The organism is Enterobacter cloacae complex sp. P12RS (assembly GCF_014895875.1).
In the GTDB taxonomy this organism is placed as follows: domain Bacteria; phylum Pseudomonadota; class Gammaproteobacteria; order Enterobacterales; family Enterobacteriaceae; genus Enterobacter; species Enterobacter bugandensis.
Map to the genome: position 1 here is coordinate 86534 of NZ_JADBQO010000003.1, position 25323 is coordinate 111856.

At 56.0% G+C, this 25323-nt stretch carries 19 protein-coding genes; 17 read left to right on the forward strand and 2 right to left on the reverse strand.

Features of this window, described 5'->3' with window-relative positions; translation table 11 throughout:
- Nucleotides 1–310 precede the first annotated feature (310 nt).
- Complete coding sequence (gene ycaO / locus IM284_RS01520; protein WP_193055701.1) at nt 311–2071, reverse strand: 30S ribosomal protein S12 methylthiotransferase accessory factor YcaO; 1761 nt, start codon at nt 2069–2071, stop codon at nt 311–313.
- Between the two features lie 127 nt (nt 2072–2198).
- On the opposite strand from ycaO, the gene IM284_RS01525 reads away from it, so the two are divergent.
- The 13 genes from IM284_RS01525 (at nt 2199) to IM284_RS01585 (ending at nt 17125) form a co-directional block, all read left to right on the forward strand.
- Nucleotides 2199–2891, forward strand: coding sequence for a DUF421 domain-containing protein (locus IM284_RS01525; RefSeq protein ID WP_028012566.1), 693 nt, complete (start codon nt 2199–2201; stop codon nt 2889–2891).
- A gap of 162 nt (nt 2892–3053) precedes the next feature.
- Nucleotides 3054–4142 (forward strand): 3-phosphoserine/phosphohydroxythreonine transaminase, encoded by a 1089-nt coding sequence (gene serC, locus IM284_RS01530; protein WP_047368210.1) that lies wholly within the window; start codon nt 3054–3056, stop codon nt 4140–4142.
- A gap of 69 nt (nt 4143–4211) precedes the next feature.
- Nucleotides 4212–5495, forward strand: a complete 1284-nt coding sequence (aroA, locus tag IM284_RS01535) for a 3-phosphoshikimate 1-carboxyvinyltransferase (protein WP_045261765.1) — start codon at nt 4212–4214, stop codon at nt 5493–5495.
- Between the two features lie 185 nt (nt 5496–5680).
- Entirely contained in the window at nt 5681–6364 is a 684-nt protein-coding gene (gene cmk / locus IM284_RS01540; protein ID WP_013097305.1) for a (d)CMP kinase, read from the forward strand.
- A 111-nt stretch (nt 6365–6475) separates the two neighbouring features.
- Nucleotides 6476–8149 carry a 30S ribosomal protein S1 gene (gene rpsA / locus IM284_RS01545; RefSeq protein ID WP_008499966.1) on the forward strand — a complete coding sequence of 558 codons (1674 nt, stop codon included), beginning with the start codon at nt 6476–6478 and terminating at the stop codon, nt 8147–8149.
- A gap of 170 nt (nt 8150–8319) precedes the next feature.
- Complete coding sequence (gene ihfB / locus IM284_RS01550) at nt 8320–8607, forward strand: integration host factor subunit beta (RefSeq protein WP_008499965.1); 288 nt, start codon at nt 8320–8322, stop codon at nt 8605–8607.
- 214 nt (nt 8608–8821) lie between these two features.
- Nucleotides 8822–11086 carry a ComEC family protein gene (locus IM284_RS01555; protein ID WP_047368211.1) on the forward strand — a complete coding sequence of 755 codons (2265 nt, stop codon included), beginning with the start codon at nt 8822–8824 and terminating at the stop codon, nt 11084–11086.
- A gap of 36 nt (nt 11087–11122) precedes the next feature.
- A complete protein-coding gene (gene msbA / locus IM284_RS01560) occupies nt 11123–12871 on the forward strand; it encodes a lipid A ABC transporter ATP-binding protein/permease MsbA (RefSeq protein ID WP_028012570.1) in 1749 nt (582 codons plus the stop codon).
- Nucleotides 12868–13845 carry a tetraacyldisaccharide 4'-kinase gene (lpxK, locus tag IM284_RS01565; protein WP_047368212.1) on the forward strand — a complete coding sequence of 326 codons (978 nt, stop codon included), beginning with the start codon at nt 12868–12870 and terminating at the stop codon, nt 13843–13845. Before msbA ends, lpxK begins: the two co-directional genes overlap by 4 nt.
- Nucleotides 13846–13889: 44 nt before the next feature.
- Complete coding sequence (locus IM284_RS01570; RefSeq protein ID WP_193055702.1) at nt 13890–15119, forward strand: winged helix-turn-helix domain-containing protein; 1230 nt, start codon at nt 13890–13892, stop codon at nt 15117–15119.
- Between the two features lie 45 nt (nt 15120–15164).
- Complete coding sequence (gene ycaR / locus IM284_RS01575; protein WP_006174474.1) at nt 15165–15347, forward strand: protein YcaR; 183 nt, start codon at nt 15165–15167, stop codon at nt 15345–15347.
- Nucleotides 15344–16090, forward strand: coding sequence for a 3-deoxy-manno-octulosonate cytidylyltransferase (kdsB, locus tag IM284_RS01580; protein ID WP_047368214.1), 747 nt, complete (start codon nt 15344–15346; stop codon nt 16088–16090). The genes ycaR and kdsB overlap by 4 nt, the downstream gene beginning before the upstream one ends.
- A 141-nt stretch (nt 16091–16231) precedes the next feature.
- Nucleotides 16232–17125 carry a YcbJ family phosphotransferase gene (locus tag IM284_RS01585; RefSeq protein ID WP_028012574.1) on the forward strand — a complete coding sequence of 298 codons (894 nt, stop codon included), beginning with the start codon at nt 16232–16234 and terminating at the stop codon, nt 17123–17125.
- On the opposite strand, the gene elyC is transcribed toward IM284_RS01585, so the two are convergent.
- Entirely contained in the window at nt 17102–17881 is a 780-nt protein-coding gene (gene elyC / locus IM284_RS01590) for an envelope biogenesis factor ElyC (RefSeq protein WP_047368215.1), read from the reverse strand. The genes IM284_RS01585 and elyC overlap by 24 nt on opposite strands.
- Before the next feature lie 124 nt (nt 17882–18005).
- Here elyC and cmoM point away from each other — a divergent pair, with 124 nt between their 5' ends.
- From cmoM to mukB, 4 genes are read left to right on the forward strand one after another with little or no spacing between them, the layout of a single operon-like run.
- Nucleotides 18006–18785, forward strand: a complete 780-nt coding sequence (gene cmoM, locus IM284_RS01595) for a tRNA uridine 5-oxyacetic acid(34) methyltransferase CmoM (protein WP_047368216.1) — start codon at nt 18006–18008, stop codon at nt 18783–18785.
- A gap of 3 nt (nt 18786–18788) precedes the next feature.
- Nucleotides 18789–20111 (forward strand): chromosome partition protein MukF, encoded by a 1323-nt coding sequence (gene mukF, locus IM284_RS01600; protein WP_041910621.1) that lies wholly within the window; start codon nt 18789–18791, stop codon nt 20109–20111.
- The gene (gene mukE, locus IM284_RS01605) at nt 20092–20796 is read left to right on the forward strand and encodes a chromosome partition protein MukE (protein WP_008499954.1); all 705 of its coding nucleotides are present in this window, start codon (nt 20092–20094) and stop codon (nt 20794–20796) included. The genes mukF and mukE overlap by 20 nt, the downstream gene beginning before the upstream one ends.
- Nucleotides 20796–25247 (forward strand): chromosome partition protein MukB, encoded by a 4452-nt coding sequence (mukB, locus tag IM284_RS01610; protein WP_047368217.1) that lies wholly within the window; start codon nt 20796–20798, stop codon nt 25245–25247. Before mukE ends, mukB begins: the two co-directional genes overlap by 1 nt.
- The last annotated feature ends 76 nt before the right edge of the window (nt 25248–25323 follow it).

Here is a 25323-nt window from a genome sequence, read left to right on the forward strand (position 1 = left end):
GCAGTATGTATGGTTTTACAACAAATGCGGAGTAAGTATTTGATTATCCGTATAAAAATAAATTTTAAAAGTTATGAAAAGAGTTGAATTTTTTCGTTCGGCCCCCTTCGAAACAGTTAATTAATATGGAGTATTTACCATAAAAAGTAACAATAAAGCCCAGGCAAATATTATTATATTTACCCGTGTTTAACTTTATTATTACAATCAACAATCATTGCCGAAGAGAATAAAAAACGGGGCAATGAAATTGCCCCGTAATATAGCCCAGACGATTGAATACGCCTACTGCCGTTAATGTTATATGCGCTTATTTTGACCAGTAAGCGGCTTTTGCTTTCTGCAGCTTTTCATAGGCCTTCAGCAGAGACTGATGCGCCGGGAAGGCTTTCAGATCGCTGTCAACCGCCTGCAGACCGTAGAACGGCTCTTCACCGCTCAGCGCCGCGCTGGCGGCTTCAACCGCTTCAGCACCGTACATACGTACGAAAGCGTTCAGGTACTGCAGTGGCTCGCGATCGTCTTCCTGCGCAAGCAGCAGCAGCGTTTGCAGGCAGCGGTAATAGTTGGTGCGCTCGGCGGAGAAGACCGACTGGTTAAACTCCATGGTCCATTCTGTCCAGGCCAGAGCCTGATCCAGATCGCCGCCCGCGAGGGCCAGCATCGCTTTCAGTTCACCGATGCGCAGCGTATACCAGCCGTTGTCTTTCCCGGTCGCCAGACCCAGCAACTCGCGCACGCGGGTAAAGTCATCGTGGCCTTCATCGTCCAGCTGGGCTATCAGGTTGAGATAATCTTCTTTTTCCCACTCGCTGCCCGGCAGGGAGAGTAGGGTTTCACGCAGGTGCGCGCCCATGCTGTTGTTTGCGAGCCACAGATCTTCCGCCGGGTAGATATCGGACATGCCTGGTACGATGATGCGGCACGCGTAAACGCCCAGGTGTTCGTAGTCGGCAATATAGACTTCCTGATCTTCGGCGTCGAAGATTGCCATCAATGTAGCGAACTCTTCTTCGGTGGTACCGGCAAAGCTCCAGTCCACGAACGGATAGTTCGCGTCCTGCTTGAACATATCCCAGGAGATCAAACCGCTGGAGTCGATGAAGTGGGTTTCGAGGTTGGTGTGCTCGGCCACTTCTTCATCGTCAAACGTTGGCGGGGTGAATACGTCGAGATCTTTCAGGCTACGGCCCTGCAGCAGCTCGGTCACGGTACGCTCCAGCGCCACGCCGAAGTCAGGATGCGCGCCGAAGGAGGCGAAGCAGGTTCCGTTAGTCGGGTTAAACAGCACGACGCAGATAACCGGATATTTACCGCCCAGCGAGCCGTCATACGCAAAGATTGGGAAACCTTCGGCTTCCAGTTTGGCGATGGATTCCACCACGCCCGGGTAGCGCGCCAGCACGTCCGCCGGAATTTCAGGCAGGCTGATGGATTCGGCAATAATGCGGTTTTTGATATGACGCTCGAACACTTCAGAGAGACCCTGCACGCGCGCTTCATTGCGGGTATTACCGGCGGACATACCGTTGGACACATACAGGTTGCCGACGATGTTCATCGGGATATAGACGGTCTGCTCGTCAGACTGACGGGTGAACGGCAGGGCGCAGATCCCACGCTCTTCATTCCCAGACTGCAGATCGATCAGCATGCTGGCGGTCAGTTCGTTTTCCGGATCGTAGAAGGCACGCAGACGGCCATCCAGAATGCCTTCCGGCAGTTCATCGTCTTCGGTCAGCGGGAACCATTTTTCGTTCGGATAGTGAACGAACGGGCCGTTGGCGATGGTTTCACCCAGCCAGAAGTCAGCGAAGAAATAGTTGGTGGACAGACGCTCAAAATACTCACCCAGCGCAGAGGCCAGTGCCGCTTTTTTCGTCGCACCTTTACCGTTGGTAAAGCAGAGCGCGCAGTCTTTGTCGCGAATGTGCACGGACCAGACGTGAGGCACCGGGTTCAGCCAGGAGGCTTCTTCGATGTTAAAGCCCAGGTCGGTCAGTTTCTGCTGGAAGCGAGCGATGGAATCTTCCAGAGCGGCGTCTTTGCCGGGGATAAACGTTTGAGTCATGGCGTTCACTTTTATCGTACGTAAAGCGCGCAATGATACGGGTTTTGCGTGACGGGTGCTATCTCCGGCGAAAATAAATGGCTGGGCTATGCTTAGTAGCAGTAACTGACTGTTAAGGCATAGAAAAATGAAAGCATTTGATCTCCAGCGGATGGCGTTTGATAAAGTTCCACCTGAATTTCTGGGCGAAGTGGCGCTGCGCAGCCTGTATACCTTCGTACTCGTCTTCCTGTTTCTCAAAATTACTGGCCGTCGTGGCGTTCGTCAGATGTCTCTGTTTGAAGTGCTGATCATCCTGACGCTGGGCTCGGCGGCGGGGGACGTCGCGTTTTATGACGACGTGCCGATGGTGCCGGTGTTTATCGTTTTTGTTTCCCTCGCCTTGCTTTACCGGCTGGTGATGTGGCTGATGTCAAAAAGTGAAAAGCTGGAAGATCTGCTTGAAGGGAAACCGGTCGTTATTGTTGAGGACGGTCAACTGGCCTGGGAAAATGTGCAAAGCGCCAATATGACCGAGTTTGAGTTCTTTATGGAGCTGCGCCTGAATAGCGTTGAACAGCTCGGACAGGTGCGGCTGGCGATCATGGAAACCAATGGGCAAATCAGCGTCTATTACTATGCTGACGACGACGTTAAGCCCGGCCTGTGTATCCTGCCGGATATGTTAGTAGAACGGTTCAGGGTGATACCTGAAACCGGGGAGTATGCATGTATAAAATGTAGTCATGTTGTGGGGATGCATGCGGGCGATCATCAATTATGCCCTCGTTGTGCAAATCCGGAATGGACAAAGGTTAGCCGGGCTAAACGCCTCGTCTGACAGCGATTTTGTCGGTTTTGTGACGACGAGGCGGCAGATTGTTTTGTGTGACGAAGGGCACATTTCCCCGGTCATAAGTTTTAGACATTGCGGCGCGTGTCACTGAATGATAAAACCGATATCCACAGTTATAACTTATGGCTTTTAGCGTGGTGAGGGGAAATGGCTCAAGTCTTTAATTTCAGTTCAGGTCCGGCAATGTTACCGGCAGACGTGCTCAAACAGGCTCAACAGGAGCTGTGTGACTGGAACGGTCTGGGTACGTCGGTGATGGAAATCAGCCACCGTGGTAAAGCGTTTATTCAGGTGGCGGAAGAGGCAGAAAAGGATTTTCGCGATCTGCTGAACATTCCCTCGAACTACAAAGTATTGTTCTGCCATGGCGGTGGACGCGGTCAGTTTGCGGGCATCCCGCTCAATCTGCTGGGCGACAAAACCACCGCTGATTATGTCGATGCCGGCTACTGGGCAGCCAGTGCGTTAAAAGAAGCGCACAAATACTGCACGCCGAACGTTATCGACGCCAAAGTGACCGTTGACGGTCTGCGCGCCGTGAAGCCGATGAGCGAGTGGCAGCTGTCTGACAACGCCGCGTATCTCCACTACTGCCCGAACGAAACCATCGACGGCATCGCCATTCACGAAGAGCCAGACTTTGGCGACAATGTCATTGTGACGGCGGACTTCTCTTCAACCATTCTGTCCACTCCGCTGGACGTCAGCCGCTACGGCGTCATTTACGCAGGTGCTCAGAAAAACATCGGTCCTGCTGGGCTGACTATTGTCATCGTCCGTGAAGACCTGCTGGGGAAAGCCCATAAGTCCTGCCCGTCAATCCTGGATTACACCGTCCTGAATGACAACGACTCCATGTTCAACACCCCACCTACGTTTGCCTGGTATCTCTCCGGCCTGGTCTTCAAATGGCTGAAGCAAAACGGCGGCGTGGCGCAGATGGACAAGATCAATCAGCAGAAAGCCGAACTGCTGTACGGCACGATCGACAAGAGCGATTTCTACCGTAACGATGTGGCGAAAGCGAACCGTTCCCGCATGAACGTACCGTTCCAGCTGGCAGACAGCAGCCTGGACAGCGTGTTCCTGGAAGAGTCGTTCGCGGCGGGTCTGCACGCGCTGAAAGGCCATCGTGTGGTGGGCGGGATGCGTGCTTCCATTTATAACGCCATGCCGCTGGAAGGCGTTAAAGCCCTGACCGATTTCATGATCGACTTCGAACGTCGTCACGGTTAATTTGCTGTTTTTCACCCCCGCAGCGTCCCTGCGGGGTTTTTATTATGTTGAGTTGAGAGTTTAGTTTTCATGGAATCCCTGACGTTACAACCTATCGCGCGGGTAGATGGCACCATCAATCTGCCTGGTTCAAAAAGTGTCTCGAACCGCGCTCTGCTGCTGGCAGCTCTGGCAAACGGCACCACCGTCCTCACCAACCTGCTGGACAGCGATGACGTGCGCCATATGCTCAATGCGCTGAAAGCGTTGGGCGTTCATTACACACTCTCTGACGATCGCACCCGCTGCGAAGTGACCGGCAACGGCGGCGCGCTGCAGGCGAGTGACGAGCTTGAGCTGTTTCTGGGTAACGCGGGTACCGCGATGCGTCCGCTGGCGGCGGCCCTGTGCCTCGGGAGCAATAACATCGTGCTGACCGGCGAGCCGCGCATGAAGGAGCGTCCGATCGGCCATCTGGTAGATGCCCTGCGTCAGGGCGGCGCGCAGATTGAGTATCTGGAGCAGGAAAATTACCCGCCACTGCGTCTGCGAGGGGGCTTTACCGGCGGTACCGTCGAGGTTGACGGCAGCGTCTCCAGCCAGTTCCTGACGGCACTGCTGATGACCGCGCCGCTGGCCCCGCAGGATACGGTTATCACGATTAAAGGTGAGCTGGTCTCCAAACCGTATATTGATATTACGCTGCATCTGATGAAAACCTTCGGCGTTGAGGTTGAAAACCAGTCTTATCAGCGCTTTGTCGTGCGTGGGGCGCAGCAGTACCAGTCGCCGGGCAACTACCTGGTTGAAGGCGATGCTTCATCCGCATCCTATTTCCTTGCCGCTGGCGCGATTAAAGGCGGTACGGTAAAAGTGACCGGCATTGGCCGCAACAGCGTGCAGGGCGATATTCGTTTTGCTGACGTGCTGGAAAAAATGGGCGCGGTTGTCACCTGGGGGGATGATTTCATCTCCTGTACCCACGGTGAGCTGAACGCCATCGACATGGACATGAACCATATCCCGGATGCGGCGATGACCATTGCCACGGCGGCGCTGTTTGCCAAAGGCACCACCACGCTGCGCAACATTTATAACTGGCGCGTAAAAGAGACGGACCGCCTGTTCGCGATGGCAACCGAGCTGCGTAAAGTCGGCGCTGAGGTAGAAGAGGGCGAAGATTACATTCGCGTTACCCCTCCGGCAAAACTGAACTTTGCTGAAATCGGGACCTATAACGATCACCGTATGGCGATGTGTTTCTCGCTGGTGGCGCTGTCCGATACCCCTGTGACCATTCTCGATCCGAAATGTACGGCGAAAACCTTCCCGGACTATTTCGAACAGCTGGCGCGCATTAGCACCCTGGCATGATGAAGTCTTGCCGCATCACCTGATGCGGCATTTCCTTACGCTTCCTGACGATCTTTCCCGCTCATTTCTTCTACACTCTGCTTCTATCATTCCGTAATTTGCACGCAAAGGTAACAGTTGCGCACGTTGGCGCGTATAATGCGCGGCGTTCATGTTAACGGTATGCCTTATTTAAGGAGAAAAAGATGACGGCAGTTGCCCCGGTAATCACCATTGATGGGCCGAGTGGCGCAGGGAAAGGTACTCTGTGCAAAGCGATGGCGGAAGCATTGCAATGGCATCTTTTAGATTCGGGAGCAATCTATCGCGTGCTGGCGCTGGCTGCGCTGCATCATCACGTGGATGTCGCCTCTGAAGAAGCGCTGGTACCGCTGGCTGCGCATCTGGATGTGCGTTTTGTTTCTACCGATGGCAACCTGGAAGTGATCCTGGAAGGGGAAGACGTGAGCGGCGAGATCCGTACGCAGGAAGTCGCTAATGCGGCCTCCCAGGTGGCGGCTTTCCCACGCGTTCGTGAGGCGCTGCTGCGTCGCCAGCGAGCGTTTCGTGAAGCCCCGGGTCTGATCGCTGATGGACGCGACATGGGAACCGTGGTCTTCCCTGATGCGCCAGTAAAAATCTTCCTTGACGCCTCTTCGGAAGAACGTGCTCAACGCCGTATGCTTCAGTTGCAGGAAAAGGGGTTTAGTGTTAACTTTGATCGCCTTTTATCCGAGATAAAAGAGCGCGATGACCGCGATCGTAACCGCGCCGTCGCACCGCTTGTTCCTGCAGAAGATGCATTAGTTCTGGATTCAACCAGTTTAACTATTGAGCAAGTGATTGAAAAAGCGCTACAATATGCGCGCCAAAAACTGGCACTCGCGTAATCGCGACCGATTTAGCAGTACCCCCGCTGCAATGGATTGACGGCGGGTATGTGAAACAACCCCATCCGGCACGGAGCCAGGTGGACGTTAATATTAACCTGAAGATTAAACATGACTGAATCTTTTGCTCAACTGTTTGAAGAATCCTTAAAAGAAATCGAAACCCGTCCGGGTTCCATCGTTCGCGGTGTTGTTGTTGCTATCGACAAAGACGTAGTACTGGTTGACGCCGGTCTGAAATCTGAGTCCGCCATTCCGGCTGAGCAGTTCAAAAACGCCCAGGGCGAGCTGGAAATCCAGGTTGGTGACGAAGTTGACGTTGCTCTGGACGCAGTAGAAGACGGCTTCGGCGAAACCCTGCTGTCTCGTGAGAAAGCTAAACGTCACGAAGCATGGATCACGCTGGAGAAAGCTTACGAAGAAGCTGAAACTGTGGTCGGTGTTATCAACGGCAAAGTTAAAGGTGGCTTCACTGTTGAGCTGAATGGTATTCGTGCGTTCCTGCCAGGTTCACTGGTAGACGTTCGTCCAGTCCGTGACACCCTGCACCTCGAAGGCAAAGAGCTTGAGTTCAAAGTAATCAAGCTGGACCAGAAGCGTAACAACGTTGTTGTTTCCCGTCGTGCCGTTATCGAATCCGAAAACAGCGCAGAACGCGATCAGCTGCTGGAAAACCTGCAGGAAGGCATGGAAGTCAAAGGTATCGTTAAGAACCTCACTGACTACGGCGCATTCGTTGACCTGGGCGGCGTTGATGGCCTGCTGCACATCACCGACATGGCGTGGAAACGCGTTAAGCACCCAAGCGAAATCGTGAACGTGGGCGACGAAATCACTGTTAAAGTGCTGAAGTTCGACCGCGAGCGTACTCGTGTATCCCTCGGCCTGAAACAGCTGGGCGAAGATCCATGGGTAGCTATCGCTAAGCGTTACCCAGAAGGTACTAAACTGACTGGTCGCGTAACCAACCTGACCGACTACGGCTGCTTCGTTGAAATCGAAGAAGGCGTTGAAGGCCTGGTGCACGTTTCCGAAATGGACTGGACCAACAAAAACATCCACCCATCCAAAGTTGTTAACGTTGGTGATGTAGTGGAAGTGATGGTTCTGGATATCGACGAAGAACGTCGTCGTATCTCCCTGGGCCTGAAGCAGTGCAAAAACAACCCATGGCAGCAGTTCGCGGAAACCCACAACAAGGGCGACCGTGTTGAAGGTAAAATCAAGTCTATCACTGACTTCGGTATCTTCATCGGCCTGGACGGCGGCATCGATGGCCTGGTTCACCTGTCTGACATCTCCTGGAACGTTGCAGGCGAAGAAGCAGTTCGTGAATACAAAAAAGGCGACGAAATCGCTGCAGTTGTTCTGCAGGTTGACGCAGAGCGTGAGCGTATCTCCCTGGGCGTTAAACAGCTCGCAGAAGATCCGTTCAACAACTGGGTTGCACTGAACAAGAAAGGCGCAATCGTAAACGGTAAAGTGACTGCAGTTGACGCTAAAGGCGCAACCGTAGAACTGGCTGACGGCGTTGAAGGTTACCTGCGCGCTTCTGAAGCTTCACGTGACCGCGTTGAAGATGCCACTCTGGTTCTGAACGTAGGCGACGACGTTGAAGCTAAGTTCACCGGTGTTGACCGTAAGAACCGTGCAATCAGCCTGTCTGTTCGTGCTAAAGACGAAGCTGATGAGAAAGATGCAATCGCAACTGTTAACAAACAGGAAGATGCAAACTTCTCTAACAACGCAATGGCTGAAGCTTTCAAAGCAGCTAAAGGCGAGTAATATCAGGTTCTCAGCATCATTTGAGCTGTAACGCATTTACAGCGCGAAGGGTGATGAGCAGACTTGACAGATTGCAGGATTCGTCCTGTAATCAATAACAAAGGGCGGCTACGGCCGCCCTTGTTTAATGAGCTGTTCAGCTAATTGGTTTGAAAGGAACCGGAGGAATCATGACCAAGTCAGAATTGATTGAAAGACTTGCCAGTCAGCAACCGCATATCCCTGCCAAGGCAGTGGAAGATGCCGTAAAAGAGATGCTGGAGCATATGGCCTCCACTCTTGCCCAGGGCGAGCGCATTGAAATCCGCGGTTTCGGTAGTTTTTCTCTGCACTATCGTGCTCCACGTACCGGGCGTAACCCGAAAACTGGTGATAAAGTCGAGCTGGAAGGGAAGTACGTTCCACACTTTAAGCCGGGTAAAGAACTGCGCGATCGCGCCAATATTTACGGCAACTGAGTTTAGCCAGCCGGTTAAACTGGGTTCGAAAGAAAGCACCTGCGGGTGCTTTTTTTGTCTCCGTCACTTTCATTCTGAAGGTGTCTCGCATTTTAAGTTGCGTTTTCTGCAACGCGCTAAAAACCTTGCAGCGCTTGCTGTAGATTGCATTTTTCACGCCTGACACCCCGCTCTATCTGCCCGCATACTGCCGCCCAGAAACAGGGAGGTAGCAATGGGAATTCCCGCTTTAGGTATCTGCGCCATTCTGGCGATAGCCCCGTTACTCTGGTTACCTGAACTGCCATCGCGTTACACCATCTGGATAATGATGGCTGGCGCAGTTGCACTGGCCGCACGCCAAAACGTACGGCTGAAGTATGTGGGGATGACGCTGTTATTTTGCGTGTGGGGCATTCTGGCCGCGCAAGAGAGCGTCTGGCCGATGCAGCATTTAACCGCAGGTGCCGTACAGGCCGAGGTGGAGATCGCCGCGACTGATGGTGCCACTGTGCATCAGGGAAAAATACTCACCGTTGATGGCCAGCGCTGGTGGGCGTCAACAGGCGTAACGCTTTATGGTCATTATCTGCCGCAGAAAGCGTGTGCCGGTCAGCGCTGGGCGATGACGCTCCGGCTCAGGCCTGTACACGGCGAACTGAACGACGGAGGGTATGACCCCCAGCGCAGCGCTATTGCCCGCCATCAAACGCTAAGTGGGCGTTTTACCCATGCAGAACTCATCGATGGACGCTGCAGCCTGCGAGCGCAATACCTGACATCGCTGCAAAACCGACTTTCAGTTTATCGCTGGGGCGCGGTTATCCTCGGGCTGGGCATGGGAGAACGTCTGGATGTCCCCAGGGAAGTAAAAGACCTGATGCGTGAAACCGGCACGCTGCATCTGATGGCGATTTCGGGTCTGCATATCGCGCTGGCGGCCTCCATCGTCTGGTTTCTTGTACGCGGGCTTCAGTTTTTATTACCTTGCCATCGGGTCAACTGGCAAATGCCTCTGCTGGCGGGGTTATTCTTTGCTGCTTTCTACGCCTGGCTGACCGGTCTGCAACCGCCCGCGCTACGCACGGTCATCGCACTTGCTGTACTGGCGGCGCTGCGGATCGGTTCCCGGCAATGGTCTCCATGGCAGGTGTGGATCTGCTGTGTCGCGACGATCCTGATAAGCGATCCCTTAGCCATACTTTCGCAGAGTCTGCTTTTGTCTGCATTTGCCGTCGCCGCGCTGATTTTCTGGTTTCAGTGGTTGCCGCTTCCTCACTGGCAGTGGGCTCGCCGGATACGTCCGCTGCTGAACCTGGTCTATCTGCAGGTCGGCATGCTGTTACTTCTCATGCCGCTACAGGTTCTGATTTTCCATGGCTTTAGCATTTCATCGTTGATCGCCAATTTCTTTGCCGTGCCGTTGGTGACGTTTGTCTGCGTACCGCTGATTTTACTCGGCATGCTGCTCCATCTGCTGCCGCTGGAGGGGCTGGAAAGCGGCATCTGGTATGCAGCCGATAAGACGCTTGCCGGGTTGTTCTGGTTGCTGATGCGCCTGCCAGACGGCTGGCAGAGTGTGGACCAGCGCTGGCAGTACATGACGTTACTGCCGTGGCTTATCCTCATCGGCTGGCGTTTCCGTGCCTGGAAAACCGTTCCTGCCGTTTGTCTGGCGGGAAGTGTCTTGCTGGCTTCTCCCCTCTGGCGGACGGCGAAAAGCGACGCCTGGACGCTCCATATGCTGGACGTGGGGCAGGGACTGGCAATGGTTATTGAACGACAGGGAAAAGCCATTCTTTACGATACCGGGCTTGCCTGGCCGGGCGGGGATAGTGCACAGCGGTTAATTATTCCATGGCTGCGCTGGCATCATCTGCAGCCGGAAGGCGTTATTCTGAGCCATGAGCATCTCGACCATGCGGGAGGCCTTGTATCGCTGCAAAAAACATGGCCCGAAATGTGGGTAAGAAGTCCGTTGCACCAGACTGGGCATCGTCCCTGCTTTCGCGGGCAAAGATGGCAATGGCAGGGGTTAACGTTCACCGTCCACTGGCCCACTGAAAATTATCCGGCTCAGGGTAACAATCACTCCTGCGTGGTAAAAATTGACGACGGCGAGCAGAGCGTTCTGCTGACGGGAGACATTGAAGCACAGGCAGAACAGGCTATGCTTAGCCATTACTGGCAGCATCTGACGTCCACCCTCATACAGGTACCTCATCACGGCAGCAATACCTCGTCGTCATTGCCGCTGGTACAGCGGGTTAAGGGACAGATAGCTCTGGATTCAGCGGCCCGCTATAACGCATGGCGATTCCCGTCGGCTAAAGTAGTCCGGCGCTATCGAAAAGAGGGATATATCTGGCACGATACCCCCCATTCCGGGCAAATATCGGTGACATTTTCGCACCATCGCTGGCAAATCCGGCGCGTGCGGGATCAATTTTTACCCCCCTGGTATCATCAGTGGTTTGGCGCGCCCGTAGATAACGGGTAGAATATGCGGCTATTTCAACAAATGCTGGTTTTTTGAATGCATAACGACAAAGATCTCTCCACGTGGCAAACCTTCCGCCGACTCTGGCCGATGATTGCACCCTTTAAAGCAGGCCTGATCGTGGCGGGTGTAGCGTTAATCCTCAACGCAGCCAGCGATACTTTTATGTTATCGCTCCTCAAACCGTTACTGGACGACGGTTTTGGTAAAACGGATCGCTCAGTGTTGCTATGGATGCCTCTGGTGGTTATCGGGCTGATGATCTTACGTGGTATCACCAGCTATATCTCCAGCTACTGCATTTCCTGGGTTTCCGGGAAAGTGGTTATGACCATGCGCCGTCGTCTGTTCAGCCACATGATGGGCATGCCGGTCTCATTCTTTGACAAGCAATCCACCGGGACGCTGCTGTCTCGTATTACCTACGATTCAGAGCAGGTTGCCTCCTCCTCTTCTAGCGCGCTGATTACCGTCGTGCGCGAAGGAGCGTCGATCATCGGTCTGTTTGCAATGATGTTCTATTACAGCTGGCAGCTGTCGCTGATCCTTATCGTGCTGGCACCGGTCGTGTCCATTGCTATCCGCGTCGTCTCAAAGCGCTTCCGCAATATCAGTAAGAATATGCAGAATACCATGGGGCAGGTGACGACCAGCGCAGAACAGATGCTGAAAGGGCACAAAGAAGTGTTGATCTTCGGCGGTCAGGAAGTTGAAACCAAACGCTTTGACAAAGTCAGCAACAAAATGCGTCTGCAGGGGATGAAGATGGTCTCGGCCTCTTCCATCTCTGACCCGATCATTCAGCTGATTGCCTCACTGGCGCTGGCGTTCGTTCTTTATGCGGCAAGCTTCCCGAGCGTAATGGAGACGCTGACGGCGGGTACTATCACCGTAGTCTTCTCCTCGATGATTGCCCTGATGCGCCCGCTGAAATCCCTGACCAACGTGAACGCCCAGTTCCAGCGCGGGATGGCCGCCTGCCAGACGCTGTTCAGCATTCTGGATTCTGAACAGGAAAAAGACGAAGGTACACGCGAGGTAGAGCGCGCCCGTGGCGACGTGGAGTTCCGCAACGTGACCTTCACCTATCCAGGCCGCGAAACGCCGGCTCTGCGCAATATCAACCTGACGATTCCGGCAGGTAAAACCGTTGCGCTGGTAGGCCGCTCCGGCTCCGGTAAATCCACCATTGCGAGCCTCATCACTCGTTTCTACGATATTAACGAAGGTGAGATCCTGCTGGATGGTCACGACCTGCGGGAGTACACCCTGCAGTCGCTGCGTAACCAGGTTGCGCTGGTTTCTCAGAACGTGCATCTCTTCAACGATACGGTTGCCAACAACATTGCTTATGCACGCACTGACGAGTACAGCCGCGAGCAGATTGAGAACGCCGCGCGTATGGCGTATGCAATGGACTTTATCAACAAGATGGATAACGGTCTGGACACGATAATCGGTGAAAACGGGGTACTGCTCTCCGGCGGTCAGCGCCAGCGTATCGCCATTGCGCGCGCGCTGCTGCGCGATAGCCCGATACTGATCCTGGACGAAGCAACCTCTGCACTGGATACGGAATCTGAACGCGCGATTCAGTCGGCGCTGGATGAACTGCAAAAGAACCGTACTTCGCTGGTGATTGCGCACCGTCTGTCCACTATTGAGCAGGCAGATGAGATCGTCGTGGTTGAGGACGGCATCATTGTTGAACGCGGAAGCCATGCCGATCTGCTGGAACATCGTGGCGTTTACGCCCAGCTTCATAAGATGCAGTTCGGCGAATGATTGCACGCATCTGGTCCGGTGAATCCCCGCTGTGGCTGCTGCTTTTGCCGCTCTCCTGGCTGTACGGTTTGGTGAGCGGCATTATTCGCCTGTTTTACCGTCTGGGGATCAAGCGTGCCTGGCGCGCGCCGGTTCCGGTAGTCGTGGTGGGTAACCTCACGGCGGGCGGCAACGGCAAAACGCCAGTGGTGATCTGGCTGGTGGAGCAGTTGCAAAAACGCGGCATCCGCCCCGGCGTGGTGTCGCGTGGGTATGGTGGTAAAGCGGCGCACTACCCATTGCTGCTGTCGGCGGAAACCACGACCGCAGAAGCGGGTGATGAGCCAGTATTGATTTTCCAGCGTACCGGTGCGCCGGTTGCGGTCTCCCCGGTGCGCAGCGACGCCGTGCAGGCCCTGCTTGCTGAACACGCGGCACAAATCATCATCACTGACGACGGCCTGCAGCATTACGCTCTGGCGCGTGATAAAGAGATTGTAGTTATCGACGGCGTGCGTCGTTTCGGCAACGGCTGGTGGCTGCCCGCTGGCCCCATGCGTGAACGGGCTTCGCGTCTGAAGTCCGTTGATGCGGTGATTGTTAACGGCGGTGAAGCCGAGGCGGGTGAAATTCCTATGCGTCTGTTACCGGGAATGGCGGTCAACCTGGTGACGGGTGAACGCCGGGCGGTTGCAGAACTGCCTTCGCTGGTGGCAATGGCGGGTATTGGTCATCCGCCGCGCTTCTTCGCGACGCTGGAACAGTGTGGCGCCCGGCTGGAAAAACGCGTTCCGCTGGCTGACCATCAGGCGCTGGTGGCAGAGCAGGTTGAGGCGCTTACCGCGCCTGGCCAGACGCTCATTATGACCGAAAAAGATGCGGTGAAATGCCGTGCCTTTGCGAAAGAAAACTGGTGGTATCTGCCGGTTGACGCTGAACTCAGCGGCGAACAGCCGGAACAATTGCTTAAGGAACTGATTGCGTTGGTGCAGTAGAGGCTTACGCGGTTCTGGTGGCGCTTTGACTGACAGGAAAACGCATGTCTTTACCGCAACTCTCGCTTTCAGCCGCACGTCATTTACACCTTGCCGCGCAGGGGCTGCTCAAAAAGCCCCGTCGCCGCGCGCAGCCTGCCGATATCCTCTCTACCGTCCAGCGCATGTCGCTGCTCCAAATCGACACCATTAACATTATCGCCCGTAGCCCTTACCTGGTGCTATTTAGCCGCCTGGGGAGTTATCCTCCGCAGTGGCTGGATGAGGCGCTCTCCAAAGGGGAGCTGATGGAGTACTGGGCTCACGAAGCCTGCTTCCTGCCCCGTAGCGATTTCGCCCTGGTGCGTCACCGTATGCTTGCTCCGGAAAAGATGGGATGGAAATACCGGCAGGCGTGGATGGAGGAGCATGAGGCTGAAATAGAGCAGCTTATCAGCCATATTCAGGAAAACGGCCCCGTTCGATCCGCCGATTTTGAACATCCGCGCAAAGGTGCAGGCGGATGGTGGGAGTGGAAGCCGCACAAGCGTCATCTTGAAGGGTTGTTCACGTCAGGCAAAGTCATGGTCATTGAACGGCGTAATTTTCAGCGCGTTTATGATCTGACGCATCGCGTGATGCCTCACTGGGACGACGAGCGGGATCTGCTTACCCAGGAGGTGGCCGAGGCCATCATGCTGGAGAACAGCGCCCGCAGCCTGGGCATTTTCCGTCCGCAATGGCTGGCAGACTATTACCGCCTCCGTCAGCCTGCGCTGAAGCCTCTGCTGGAGATGTGGCAGCGTGAACAGCGAGTTATTCCCGTTATGGTGGAAACGCTGGGAGAAATGTGGCTGCATGCGGATCTTGTCCCTCTGCTGCCCGAGGCTCTGGAGGGGAAACTCCGGGCGACCCACAGCGCGGTGTTGTCACCTTTCGATCCGGTGGTTTGGGACAGAAAACGCGCCGAGCAGCTGTTTGACTTCAGCTACCGGCTGGAATGCTATACCCCGGCGCCAAAGCGGCAATACGGCTACTTTGTTTTACCGCTGCTGCACAAGGGACAACTGGTCGGGCGCATGGATGCCAAAATGCACCGCAAGACCGGCACGCTTGAAGTCATTGCCCTTTATCTGCAAGAAGGCATCAGGGGCACGGCGAGCCTGGAAAAAGGGTTATCGTCCGCCATTAGCGAGTTCGCGCGCTGGCAGGAGGCTCGCGACGTAACGCTTGGCCGGGTACCTGACGGGTTATTCACATCCTGTCGAAGTGGCTGGGAAACAGGCACGCCCTGAAAAGGGAATGTGTTAAGCTTTAGCGATTACCCATACGGAGGAACTATGGATCACCGTTTACTTGAAATTATTGCCTGCCCGGTATGCAACGGCAAACTTTACTACAGCCAGGACAAACAGGAGCTGATCTGCAAGCTGGACAGTCTGGCCTTCCCGCTGCGTGACGGCATTCCGGTACTGCTGGAAAATGAAGCCCGTTCCCTGGTGGCAGAAGAGAGCAAACCATGAGTTTTGTTGTCATTATTCCTGCACGTTATGCCTCAACGCGTCTGCCGGGTAAACCGCTGGTAGATATCAACGGCAAGCCGATGATTGTGCATGTCCTTGAGCGGGCGCGTGAGTCCGGTGCCGACCGCATTATCGTTGCAACCGATCATCCTGATGTCGCCCGTGCGGTTGAGGCCGCAGGCGGTGAGGTGTGCATGACCCGCGCCGATCACCAGTCCGGCACCGAGCGTCTGGCTGAAGTGGTTGAGAAATGTGGTTTCAGTGACGATACGGTCATCGTAAACGTGCAGGGCGACGAGCCGATGATCCCGGCCGTTATTATCCGTCAGGTGGCGGAAAACCTGGCGCAGCGTCAGGTCGGTATGGCGACGCTCGCGGTGCCTATTCACCACGCTGAAGAGGTATTCAATCCGAATGCGGTGAAGGTGGTGATGGATGCCGAAGGCTATGCGCTCTATTTCTCCCGCGCTACGATTCCGTGGGATCGCGATCGCTTTGCGCTCTCTAAAGAGACCATCGGTGATTCTTTCCTGCGTCATATTGGGATCTACGGCTATCGCGCCGGCTTTATTCGCCGCTATGTAGCCTGGGCGCCGAGCCCGCTGGAGCATATCGAAATGCTGGAGCAGCTTCGCGTGCTCTGGTATGGCGAAAAAATCCACGTTGCCGTTGCCCGCGAAGTACCGGGAACGGGCGTTGATACGCCGGAAGATCTTGAGCGCGTCCGCGCCGAGTTGCGCTAATCCCGCCTGCATCCCTCCTTTCGGAGGGATGTCCTCTCCCCGCAAATTCCTCTTTCTTTACCCTAATTGATCTCTTCCGGGTGACATCTTTACGCTGTGCGCTCATTATAAAAGCAGTAGTCTTAATGGGGGTAATATCATATGGAACAGCTGCGTGCCGAACTTAGCCATCTGCTGGGTGAGAAGTTAAGCCGGGTCGAATGCGTGAGTGAAAAGGTCGATACCGCGCTCTGGTCGTTGTATGACGGCCAGGGCAACCCGATGCCGCTGATGGCACGAAGCTTCTCGTCACCGGGCGTGGCCAGGCAGCTTGCCTGGAAAATGTCGATGCTGGCACGGGAGGGAACCGTCCGTATGCCGACCGTGTACGGCGTGATGACCCACGAGGAACATCCCGGCCCGGACGTACTGCTGATTGAGCGTTTACGCGGTGTGCCGGTTGAAGCGCCCGCGCGTACGCCGGAACGCTGGGAACAGCTGAAAGACCAGATTGTTGAGGCGCTGCTGGCCTGGCACCGACAGGATAGCCGCGGGCTTGTTGGTCCGGTTGACAGCACCCAGGAAAACCTGTGGCCGCTGTGGTATCGCCAGCGGGTGGAAGTGCTGTGGGGGACGCTTAACCAGTTCAACAATACCGGCTTGACCATGCAGGACAAACGTATTCTGTTTCGCACCCGCGAGTGCTTACCGGCGCTGTTCGACGGCTTTAACGACAACTGCGTGCTGATCCACGGCAATTTTACTCTGCGCAGTATGCTCAAAGACTCCCGCAGCGATCAGCTCCTGGCGATGCTAGGGCCGGGGATCATGCTCTGGGCACCGCGGGAATATGAGCTGTTCAGGCTCAGCGACAGCGGGGCGGCGGAAGGTTTACTGTGGCACTACCTTCAACGCGCGCCCGTTGCAGAGGCGTTTCTCTGGCGTCGCTGGCTTTATTTGCTCTGGGACGAAGTGGCGCAGCTGGTCAACACCGGACGTTTCAATCGCGCCAACTTCGATCTGGCGGCTAAATCACTCTTGCCCTGGCTCGCCTGACGAGCCTTTCAGCCACTGCCAGAGGCGTCCGAGCGTCTCGTAGCCGACGCGATCGCTATGCATCAACCACATCGGAGAGGGGATCACCCGTTCCCATGGGTTGAGCGGCGCGCTGATGGCCATCTGGTTTGCCGGTGCGGGAAGCGGGTGCAAACCTTGCTTCTCGAAGAAAATCATCGCTCTTGGCAGGTGCGAGGCGGAGGTCACCAGTAAGAACGGAACATCGCCAATCGCCTGCTTCACCGCGGCAGCCTCTTCCTCGGTATCCTTTGGGCTGTCCAGCGTGATGATAGAGGAACGCGGTACGCCGAGCGATTCCGCGATTCTGGCCCCCGCTTCAGCCGTACTCACCGGGTTGGTTTTGGCCGCTGCGCCGGTGAAGATCATTTTTGATCCCGGATTCGCCAGCCACAGGCGAATACCTTCGTTTAGCCGTGGCAGGCTGTTGTTGATCAGGTTCGAACTGGGGGCCCAGTCAGGGTCCCAGGTATACCCGCCGCCCAGCACAACGATGTAATCAACTTTCTGGTTTCCCTGCCACGTAGGGTACTTGTTTTCGATGGGGCGCAGCAGTCCATCCGCCACCGGCTGCAGGCTCAGCAGCAGCAGGACCAGCCAGCCGAACGTAATAAGCGTTTTGCCACTCTTCTGAAAGCGACTAAACCACACCAGCGCCAGCCCCAGCGCGATGATGATAAGCAGCAGCGGAAGGGGAAGCATCATCCCTCCAACATATTTCTTAAGGGTAAAAAGCATCCTTTTTGGTTCCTTTTTTGACCATACAGCAGATGATTACCGGTGATATTACACCAGAGAGGTTCATTCTCCGCGCGGGTGTGACAAAATAGCGGTTTTGCAGTTAGCGAGTGGAATTCTCCCAATGCGGGATCGCAATTTTGATGACATCGCGGAAAAGTTTTCGCGCAACATTTATGGCACCACGAAAGGGCAGCTCCGTCAGACGATCCTCTGGCAGGATCTGGATACCATTCTGGCGGGCTTTGGCGGCCAAACGTTGCGCGTGCTGGACGCCGGAGGTGGTGAAGGGCAGACGGCGATAAAAATGGCTGAACGCGGTCATCACGTCACGCTTTGCGATCTTTCTGCTGAAATGGTCGCCCGCGCGACGCGTGCGGCAGAAGAGAAAGGTGTGAGCGACAACATGCATTTTATACAATGCGCCGCTCAGGACATCGCGCAGCATTTGGAAACCCAGGTTGATCTGATATTGTTTCATGCGGTGCTGGAGTGGGTTGCCGATCCGCAAAGCGTGTTACAAACCCTGTGGTCAATGTTACGTCCGGGCGGTACGCTGTCGCTGATGTTCTACAATGCTAACGGCTTCCTGATGCACAACATGGTGGCAGGGAACTTCGACTATGTTCAGGTCGGGATGCCGAAAAAGAAAAAACGCACGCTTTCCCCGGACTATCCGCGCGATCCGCAGCAGGTTTACGGCTGGCTGGAAGAGATTGGCTGGCAGATCGTCGGGAAGACGGGCGTCAGGGTGTTTCATGATTATCTGCGTGAAAAACACAAACAGCGTGACTGTTTTGACACCTTAACAGAATTAGAAACGCGGTATTGCCGCCAGGAGCCGTTCGTCAGCCTTGGCCGCTATATTCACGTCACCGCGCACAAGCCGCAGATGCAAGGATAACCTATGAGTGAATTTTCCCAGACAGTCCCCGAACTGGTTGCCTGGGCCAGGAAAAACGATTTCTCCATCTCGCTGCCGGTAGACAGACTCTCTTTCCTGCTGGCGGTTGCCACGCTGAACGGCGAACGGCTGGATGGTGAAATGAGCGAGGGTGAACTGGTGGATGCGTTCCGCCACGTCAGTGATGCGTTTGAGCAAACCAGCGAAACCATTAGCGTGCGTGCCAATAACGCAATCAACGATATGGTGCGTCAACGTCTGCTGAACCGCTTTACCAGCGAGCAGGCGGAAGGAAACGCCATCTATCGCCTGACGCCGCTGGGCATCGGCATCACCGACTACTACATTCGCCAGCGCGAATTTTCCACGCTGCGTCTCTCCATGCAGCTCTCGATCGTGGCGGGTGAGCTTAAACGTGCCGCCGACGCAGCCGATGAAAACGGTGACGAATTCCACTGGCACCGCAACGTTTACGCGCCGCTGAAATACTCGGTGGCCGAGATTTTCGACAGTATCGATCTCACTCAGCGTCTGATGGACGAGCAGCAGCAGCAGGTGAAAGACGATATCGCGCAGCTGCTGAACAAGGACTGGCGTGCGGCCATTTCCAGCTGTGAACTTTTGTTGTCAGAAACCTCCGGTACGCTGCGTGAGCTGCAGGATACGCTGGAGGCCGCAGGGGACAAGCTGCAGGCCAACCTGCTGCGCATCCAGGACGCGACCCTGGCGCACGACGATCTGCATTTTATCGACCGTCTGGTGTTTGATCTGCAGAGCAAACTTGACCGCATTATCAGCTGGGGCCAGCAGTCGATCGATCTGTGGATCGGCTATGACCGCCACGTGCATAAATTTATCCGTACCGCGATTGATATGGATAAAAACCGCGTCTTTGCTCAGCGTCTTCGTCAGTCGGTACAGACCTACTTTGATGCACCGTGGGCGCTGACCTATGCCAATGCCGATCGTCTGTTGGATATGCGCGACGAAGAGATGGCGCTGCGCGATGAAGAGGTCACCGGTGAACTGCCGCCGGATCTGGAGTACGAAGAATTCAACGAAATTCGTGAGCAACTTGCGGCGATGATCGAAGAACAGCTCGCCGTCTACAAAACCAGACAAGCGCCGCTGGATCTTGGGCTCGTGGTGCGCGACTATCTGGCGCAATATCCGCGCGCGCGCCACTTCGACGTTGCCCGCATTGTGGTAGACCAGGCGGTGCGCCTGGGTATCGCGCAAGCAGACTTCACCGGACTGCCGCCGAAGTGGCAGCCAATTAACGATTACGGAGCCAAGGTACAGGCGCATGTCATTGACAAATATTGAACAAGTGATGCCAGTTAAGCTGGCACAGGCGCTGGCGAATCCGTTATTTCCGGCGCTGGACAGCCAGCTGCGTGCCGGTCGTCACATTGGCCTGGACGAGCTGGATAATCACGCCTTTTTGATGGACTTCCAGGAGTACCTGGAAGAGTTTTACGCCCGCTATAACGTGGAGCTTATCCGCGCGCCGGAAGGCTTTTTCTATCTGCGCCCGCGTTCCACGACCCTGATCCCGCGCTCCGTGCTCTCCGAGCTGGACATGATGGTTGGCAAAATTCTTTGCTATCTCTACCTCAGCCCGGAACGCCTGGCAAATGAAGGCATCTTCACCCAGCAGGAGCTGTACGATGAACTGCTGACGCTGGCGGATGAGAGCAAGCTGCTTAAGCTGGTGAATAACCGTTCGACGGGGTCGGATCTTGACCGTCAGAAATTACAGGAAAAGGTTCGCTCTTCCCTGAACCGTCTGCGCCGTCTGGGGATGGTCTGGTTTATGGGCCACGACAGCAGCAAATTCCGCATCACGGAATCGGTCTTCCGCTTCGGCGCCGACGTGCGTGCGGGCGATGATGCGCGTGAAGCGCAGCTTCGCATGATCCGCGACGGTGAAGCGATGCCGGTGGAAAACCATTTGCAGCTCAATGATGAGCATGAAGAGAATCTGCCGGATAGCGGGGAGGAAGAGTAATGATTGAACGCGGTAAATTTCGCTCACTGACGCTGATTAACTGGAACGGCTTCTTTGCCCGAACCTTCGATCTGGATGAGCTGGTCACGACGCTCTCCGGTGGTAACGGGGCGGGTAAATCCACCACCATGGCGGCTTTTGTAACGGCGCTGATCCCCGACCTGACGCTGCTTCACTTCCGTAACACCACCGAAGCGGGCGCGACAAGCGGCTCCCGCGATAAAGGCCTGCACGGTAAGCTGAAAGCGGGCGTCTGTTATTCCGTGCTGGACGTCATCAACTCCCGTCACCAGCGCGTGGTGGTGGGCGTACGTCTGCAACAGGTTGCCGGCCGCGACCGTAAAGTGGATATCAAACCGTTCGCCATTCAGGGGCTGCCAACCTCCGTACAGCCGACCGCGCTGCTGACGGAAACGCTGAATGAACGCCAGGCGCGCGTCCTGACGCTGCAGGAGCTGAAGGACAAGCTTGAAGCCATCGAAGGGGTGCAGTTTAAGCAGTTCAACTCCATTACCGACTACCACTCCCTGATGTTCGATCTGGGCGTGGTGGCGCGCCGTCTGCGCACCGCTTCAGACCGTAGTAAATATTACCGTCTGATTGAAGCCTCCCTGTACGGCGGTATCTCCAGCGCCATTACCCGTTCCCTGCGTGACTACCTGCTGCCGGAAAACAGCGGCGTGCGTAAGGCCTTCCAGGACATGGAGGCGGCACTGCGTGAAAACCGCATGACGCTGGAAGCGATTCGCGTTACCCAGTCTGACCGCGACCTGTTTAAACACCTGATCAGCGAAGCGACCAACTACGTGGCGGCGGACTATATGCGCCACGCCAACGAGCGCCGCGTCCATCTCGATCAGGCATTAGAATATCGCCGCGAGCTGTTTACCTCCCGTAAACAACTGGTGGCCGAGCAGTACAAGCACGTCGAAATGGCGCGCGAGCTGGGTGAGCACAACGGTGCCGAAGGCGACCTGGAAGCCGACTACCAGGCCGCCAGCGATCACCTGAACCTGGTGCAGACCGCGCTGCGTCAGCAGGAAAAGATCGAACGCTACGAAGCGGACCTCGATGAGCTGCAAATTCGTCTCGAAGAGCAGAATGAAGTGGTGGCCGAAGCCGCCGAGATGCAGGAAGAGAACGAAGCCCGCGCCGAGGCCGCCGAGCTGGAAGTGGACGAGCTGAAAAGCCAGCTTGCGGATTACCAGCAGGCGCTGGACGTGCAGCAGACGCGTGCGATTCAGTACAACCAGGCGCTACAGGCGCTACAGCGTGCGAAAGAGCTGTGCCATCTGCCAGACCTGACGCCGGAAAGTGCCGACGAGTGGCTGGACACCTTCCAGGCCAAAGAGCAGGAAGCCACCGAGAAACTGCTCTCGCTTGAACAGAAAATGAGCGTCGCGCAAACGGCGCACAGCCAGTTTGAACAGGCTTATCAGCTGGTAGTTGCGATTAACGGCCCGCTGGCGCGTAGCGAAGCCTGGGACGTTGCCCGTGAACTGCTGCGCGACGGCGTCAACCAGCGCCATCTGGCCGAGCAGGTGCAGCCGCTGCGTATGCGCCTGAACGAGCTGGAACAGCGCCTGCGCGAGCAGCAGGAAGCCGAACGTCTGCTGGCCGAGTTCTGCAAGCGTCAGGGTAAACATTACGATTTCGACGAGCTTGAGGCCCTGCATCAGGAGTTGGAAGCGCGTATTGCGGCCCTGTCCGATACCGTATCAAATGCCAGCGAACAGCGTATGACGCTGCGTCAGGAGCTGGAGCAGCTTCAGTCCCGTTCGAAGGCGCTTTTGCAGCGTGCGCCGGTCTGGCTGGCAGCGCAAAGCAGCCTGAACCAGCTCAGCGAACAGTGCGGCGAGCAGTTCGAATCCAGCCAGCAGGTGACCGAATACCTGCAACAGCTGCTGGAGCGCGAGCGCGAAGCCATTGTTGAACGTGACGAAGTGGGTGCCCGCAAGCGTGACGTCGATGAAGAAATCGAGCGCTTAAGCCAGCCGGGCGGGTCAGAAGATCCGCGTCTGAACACCTTAGCCGAGCGTTTTGGCGGCGTACTGCTGTCTGAGATTTACGATGACGTTGGCCTGGACGATGCGCCGTACTTCTCCGCGCTGTACGGTCCATCCCGCAACGCAATTGTGGTGCCGGATCTGTCGCTGATTTCTGAGCAGCTCGCAGGGCTGGAAGATTGCCCGGAAGATCTCTATCTGATCGAAGGGGATCCGCAGTCGTTCGATGACAGCGTCTTCAGCGTTGACGAGCTGGAAAAAGCGGTGGTGGTGAAAATCGCCGATCGCCAGTGGCGTTACTCCCGCTTCCCGGAGCTGCCGCTGTTTGGCCGCGCCGCGCGCGAAAGCCGCATCGAGAGCCTCCACGCCGAGCGTGAAACGCTGTCTGAACGCTTTGCTACTTTGTCGTTTGACGTACAGAAAACCCAGCGTCTGCACCAGGCGTTCAGCCGCTTTATCGGCAGCCATCTGGGCGTGGCGTTTGAAGCCGACCCGGAAGCGGAAATCCGCAAGCTCAACACCCGCCGTGGCGAGCTGGAGCGCGCGATTGCCAGTCATGAAAGTGACAACCAGCAGAGCCGCGTCCAGTTCGAACAGGCGAAAGAGGGCGTCGCTGCCCTTAACCGCATTCTGCCGCGCCTGAGCCTGCTGGCAGATGACACGCTGGCCGACCGCGTGGATGAGATCCAGGAACGTCTGGATGAAGCCCAGGAAGCCGCGCGCTTCGTGCAGCAGCACGGCAACCAGCTGGCGAAGCTGGAGCCCGTCGTGTCTGTACTGCAGAGCGACCCGGAACAGTTCGAGCAGTTAAAAGAAGATTACGCCTGGTCGCAGCAGGTGCAGCGCGAAGCGCGTCAGCAGGCGTTTGCCCTGACGGAAGTGGTGCAGCGTCGTGCGCACTTCGGCTACTCCGATTCGGCTGAAATGCTGAGCGGTAACAGCGACCTGAATGAAAAACTGCGCCAGCGCCTTGAGCAGGCGGAAGCGGAACGTACCCGCGCTCGCGAAGCGATGCGCAGCCACTCCGCTCAGTTGAACCAGTACAACCAGGTGCTGGCCTCGCTGAAAAGCTCCTTCGACACCAAGAAAGAGCTGTTAAACGACCTGCAGAAAGAGCTGCAGGACATTGGCGTTCGTGCCGACAGCGGGGCGGAAGAGCGCGCGCGCATTCGTCGTGATGAGCTGCATAGCCAGCTCAGCAATAACCGCGCGCGTCGTAATCAGCTTGAAAAAGCGCTCACCTTCTGCGAAGCGGAAATGGATAACCTGACCCGCCGCCTGCGCAAGCTGGAGCGCGACTATCATGAAATGCGCGAGCAGGTCGTGACGGCGAAAGCGGGCTGGTGCGCCGTGATGCGGATGGTGAAAGACAACAACGTTGAACGTCGCCTGCACCGTCGCGAGCTGGCATACCTTTCTGCCGATGAGCTGCGTTCGATGTCGGATAAGGCGCTGGGTGCGCTGCGTCTGGCGGTGGCGGATAACGAACACCTGCGCGATGTGCTGCGCATGTCAGAGGATCCGAAACGTCCTGAACGTAAAATTCAGTTCTTCGTTGCGGTTTATCAGCACCTGCGCGAGCGTATTCGTCAGGACATTATCCGTACCGACGATCCGGTCGAAGCCATCGAACAGATGGAAATTGAGCTGGGTCGCCTGACGGAAGAGCTGACCTCCCGCGAGCAGAAGCTGGCGATCAGCTCCCGCAGCGTTGCGAATATCATTCGCAAAACCATTCAGCGCGAGCAGAACCGTATCCGCCAGCTGAACCAGGGGCTGCAGAGCGTCTCGTTTGGTCAGGTCAACAGCGTGCGTCTTAACGTCAACGTGCGTGAAGCCCACGCGACGCTGCTGGAAGTGCTCTCTGAGCAGCACGAGCAGCATCAGGATCTGTTCAACAGCAACCGTCTGACCTTCTCCGAAGCGCTGGCGAAGCTGTATCAGCGCCTGAATCCGCAGATTGATATGGGCCAGCGTACGCCGCAAACCATCGGTGAAGAGCTGCTGGACTATCGTAACTACCTGGAAATGGAAGTTGAGGTAAACCGTGGTTCAGACGGCTGGCTGCGTGCGGAATCCGGAGCGCTGTCGACCGGTGAAGCGATTGGTACCGGGATGTCGATTCTGGTGATGGTGGTGCAGAGCTGGGAAGATGAAGCGCGCCGCCTGCGCGGGAAAGACATCTCCCCATGCCGACTGCTGTTCCTCGATGAAGCGGCGCGTCTTGATGCCCGCTCGATTGCCACGCTGTTTGAGCTTTGCGAACGTCTCGATATGCAGCTCATCATTGCGGCACCGGAAAACATCAGCCCTGAAAAAGGCACCACCTATAAGCTGGTGCGTAAAGTGTTCCAGAACAGCGAACACGTGCACGTTGTAGGGCTGCGTGGCTTTGCGCCGCAGCCGCCGGAATCATTGCCGGAAACCACGGCGGACGCTTCCTGAGGCGTTTTGTTACAAAGAGCGGCGCAGAAGCGCCGCTTTTTTTATTCTCTTAACTTGTGTTCAGGGCTGCGTTATC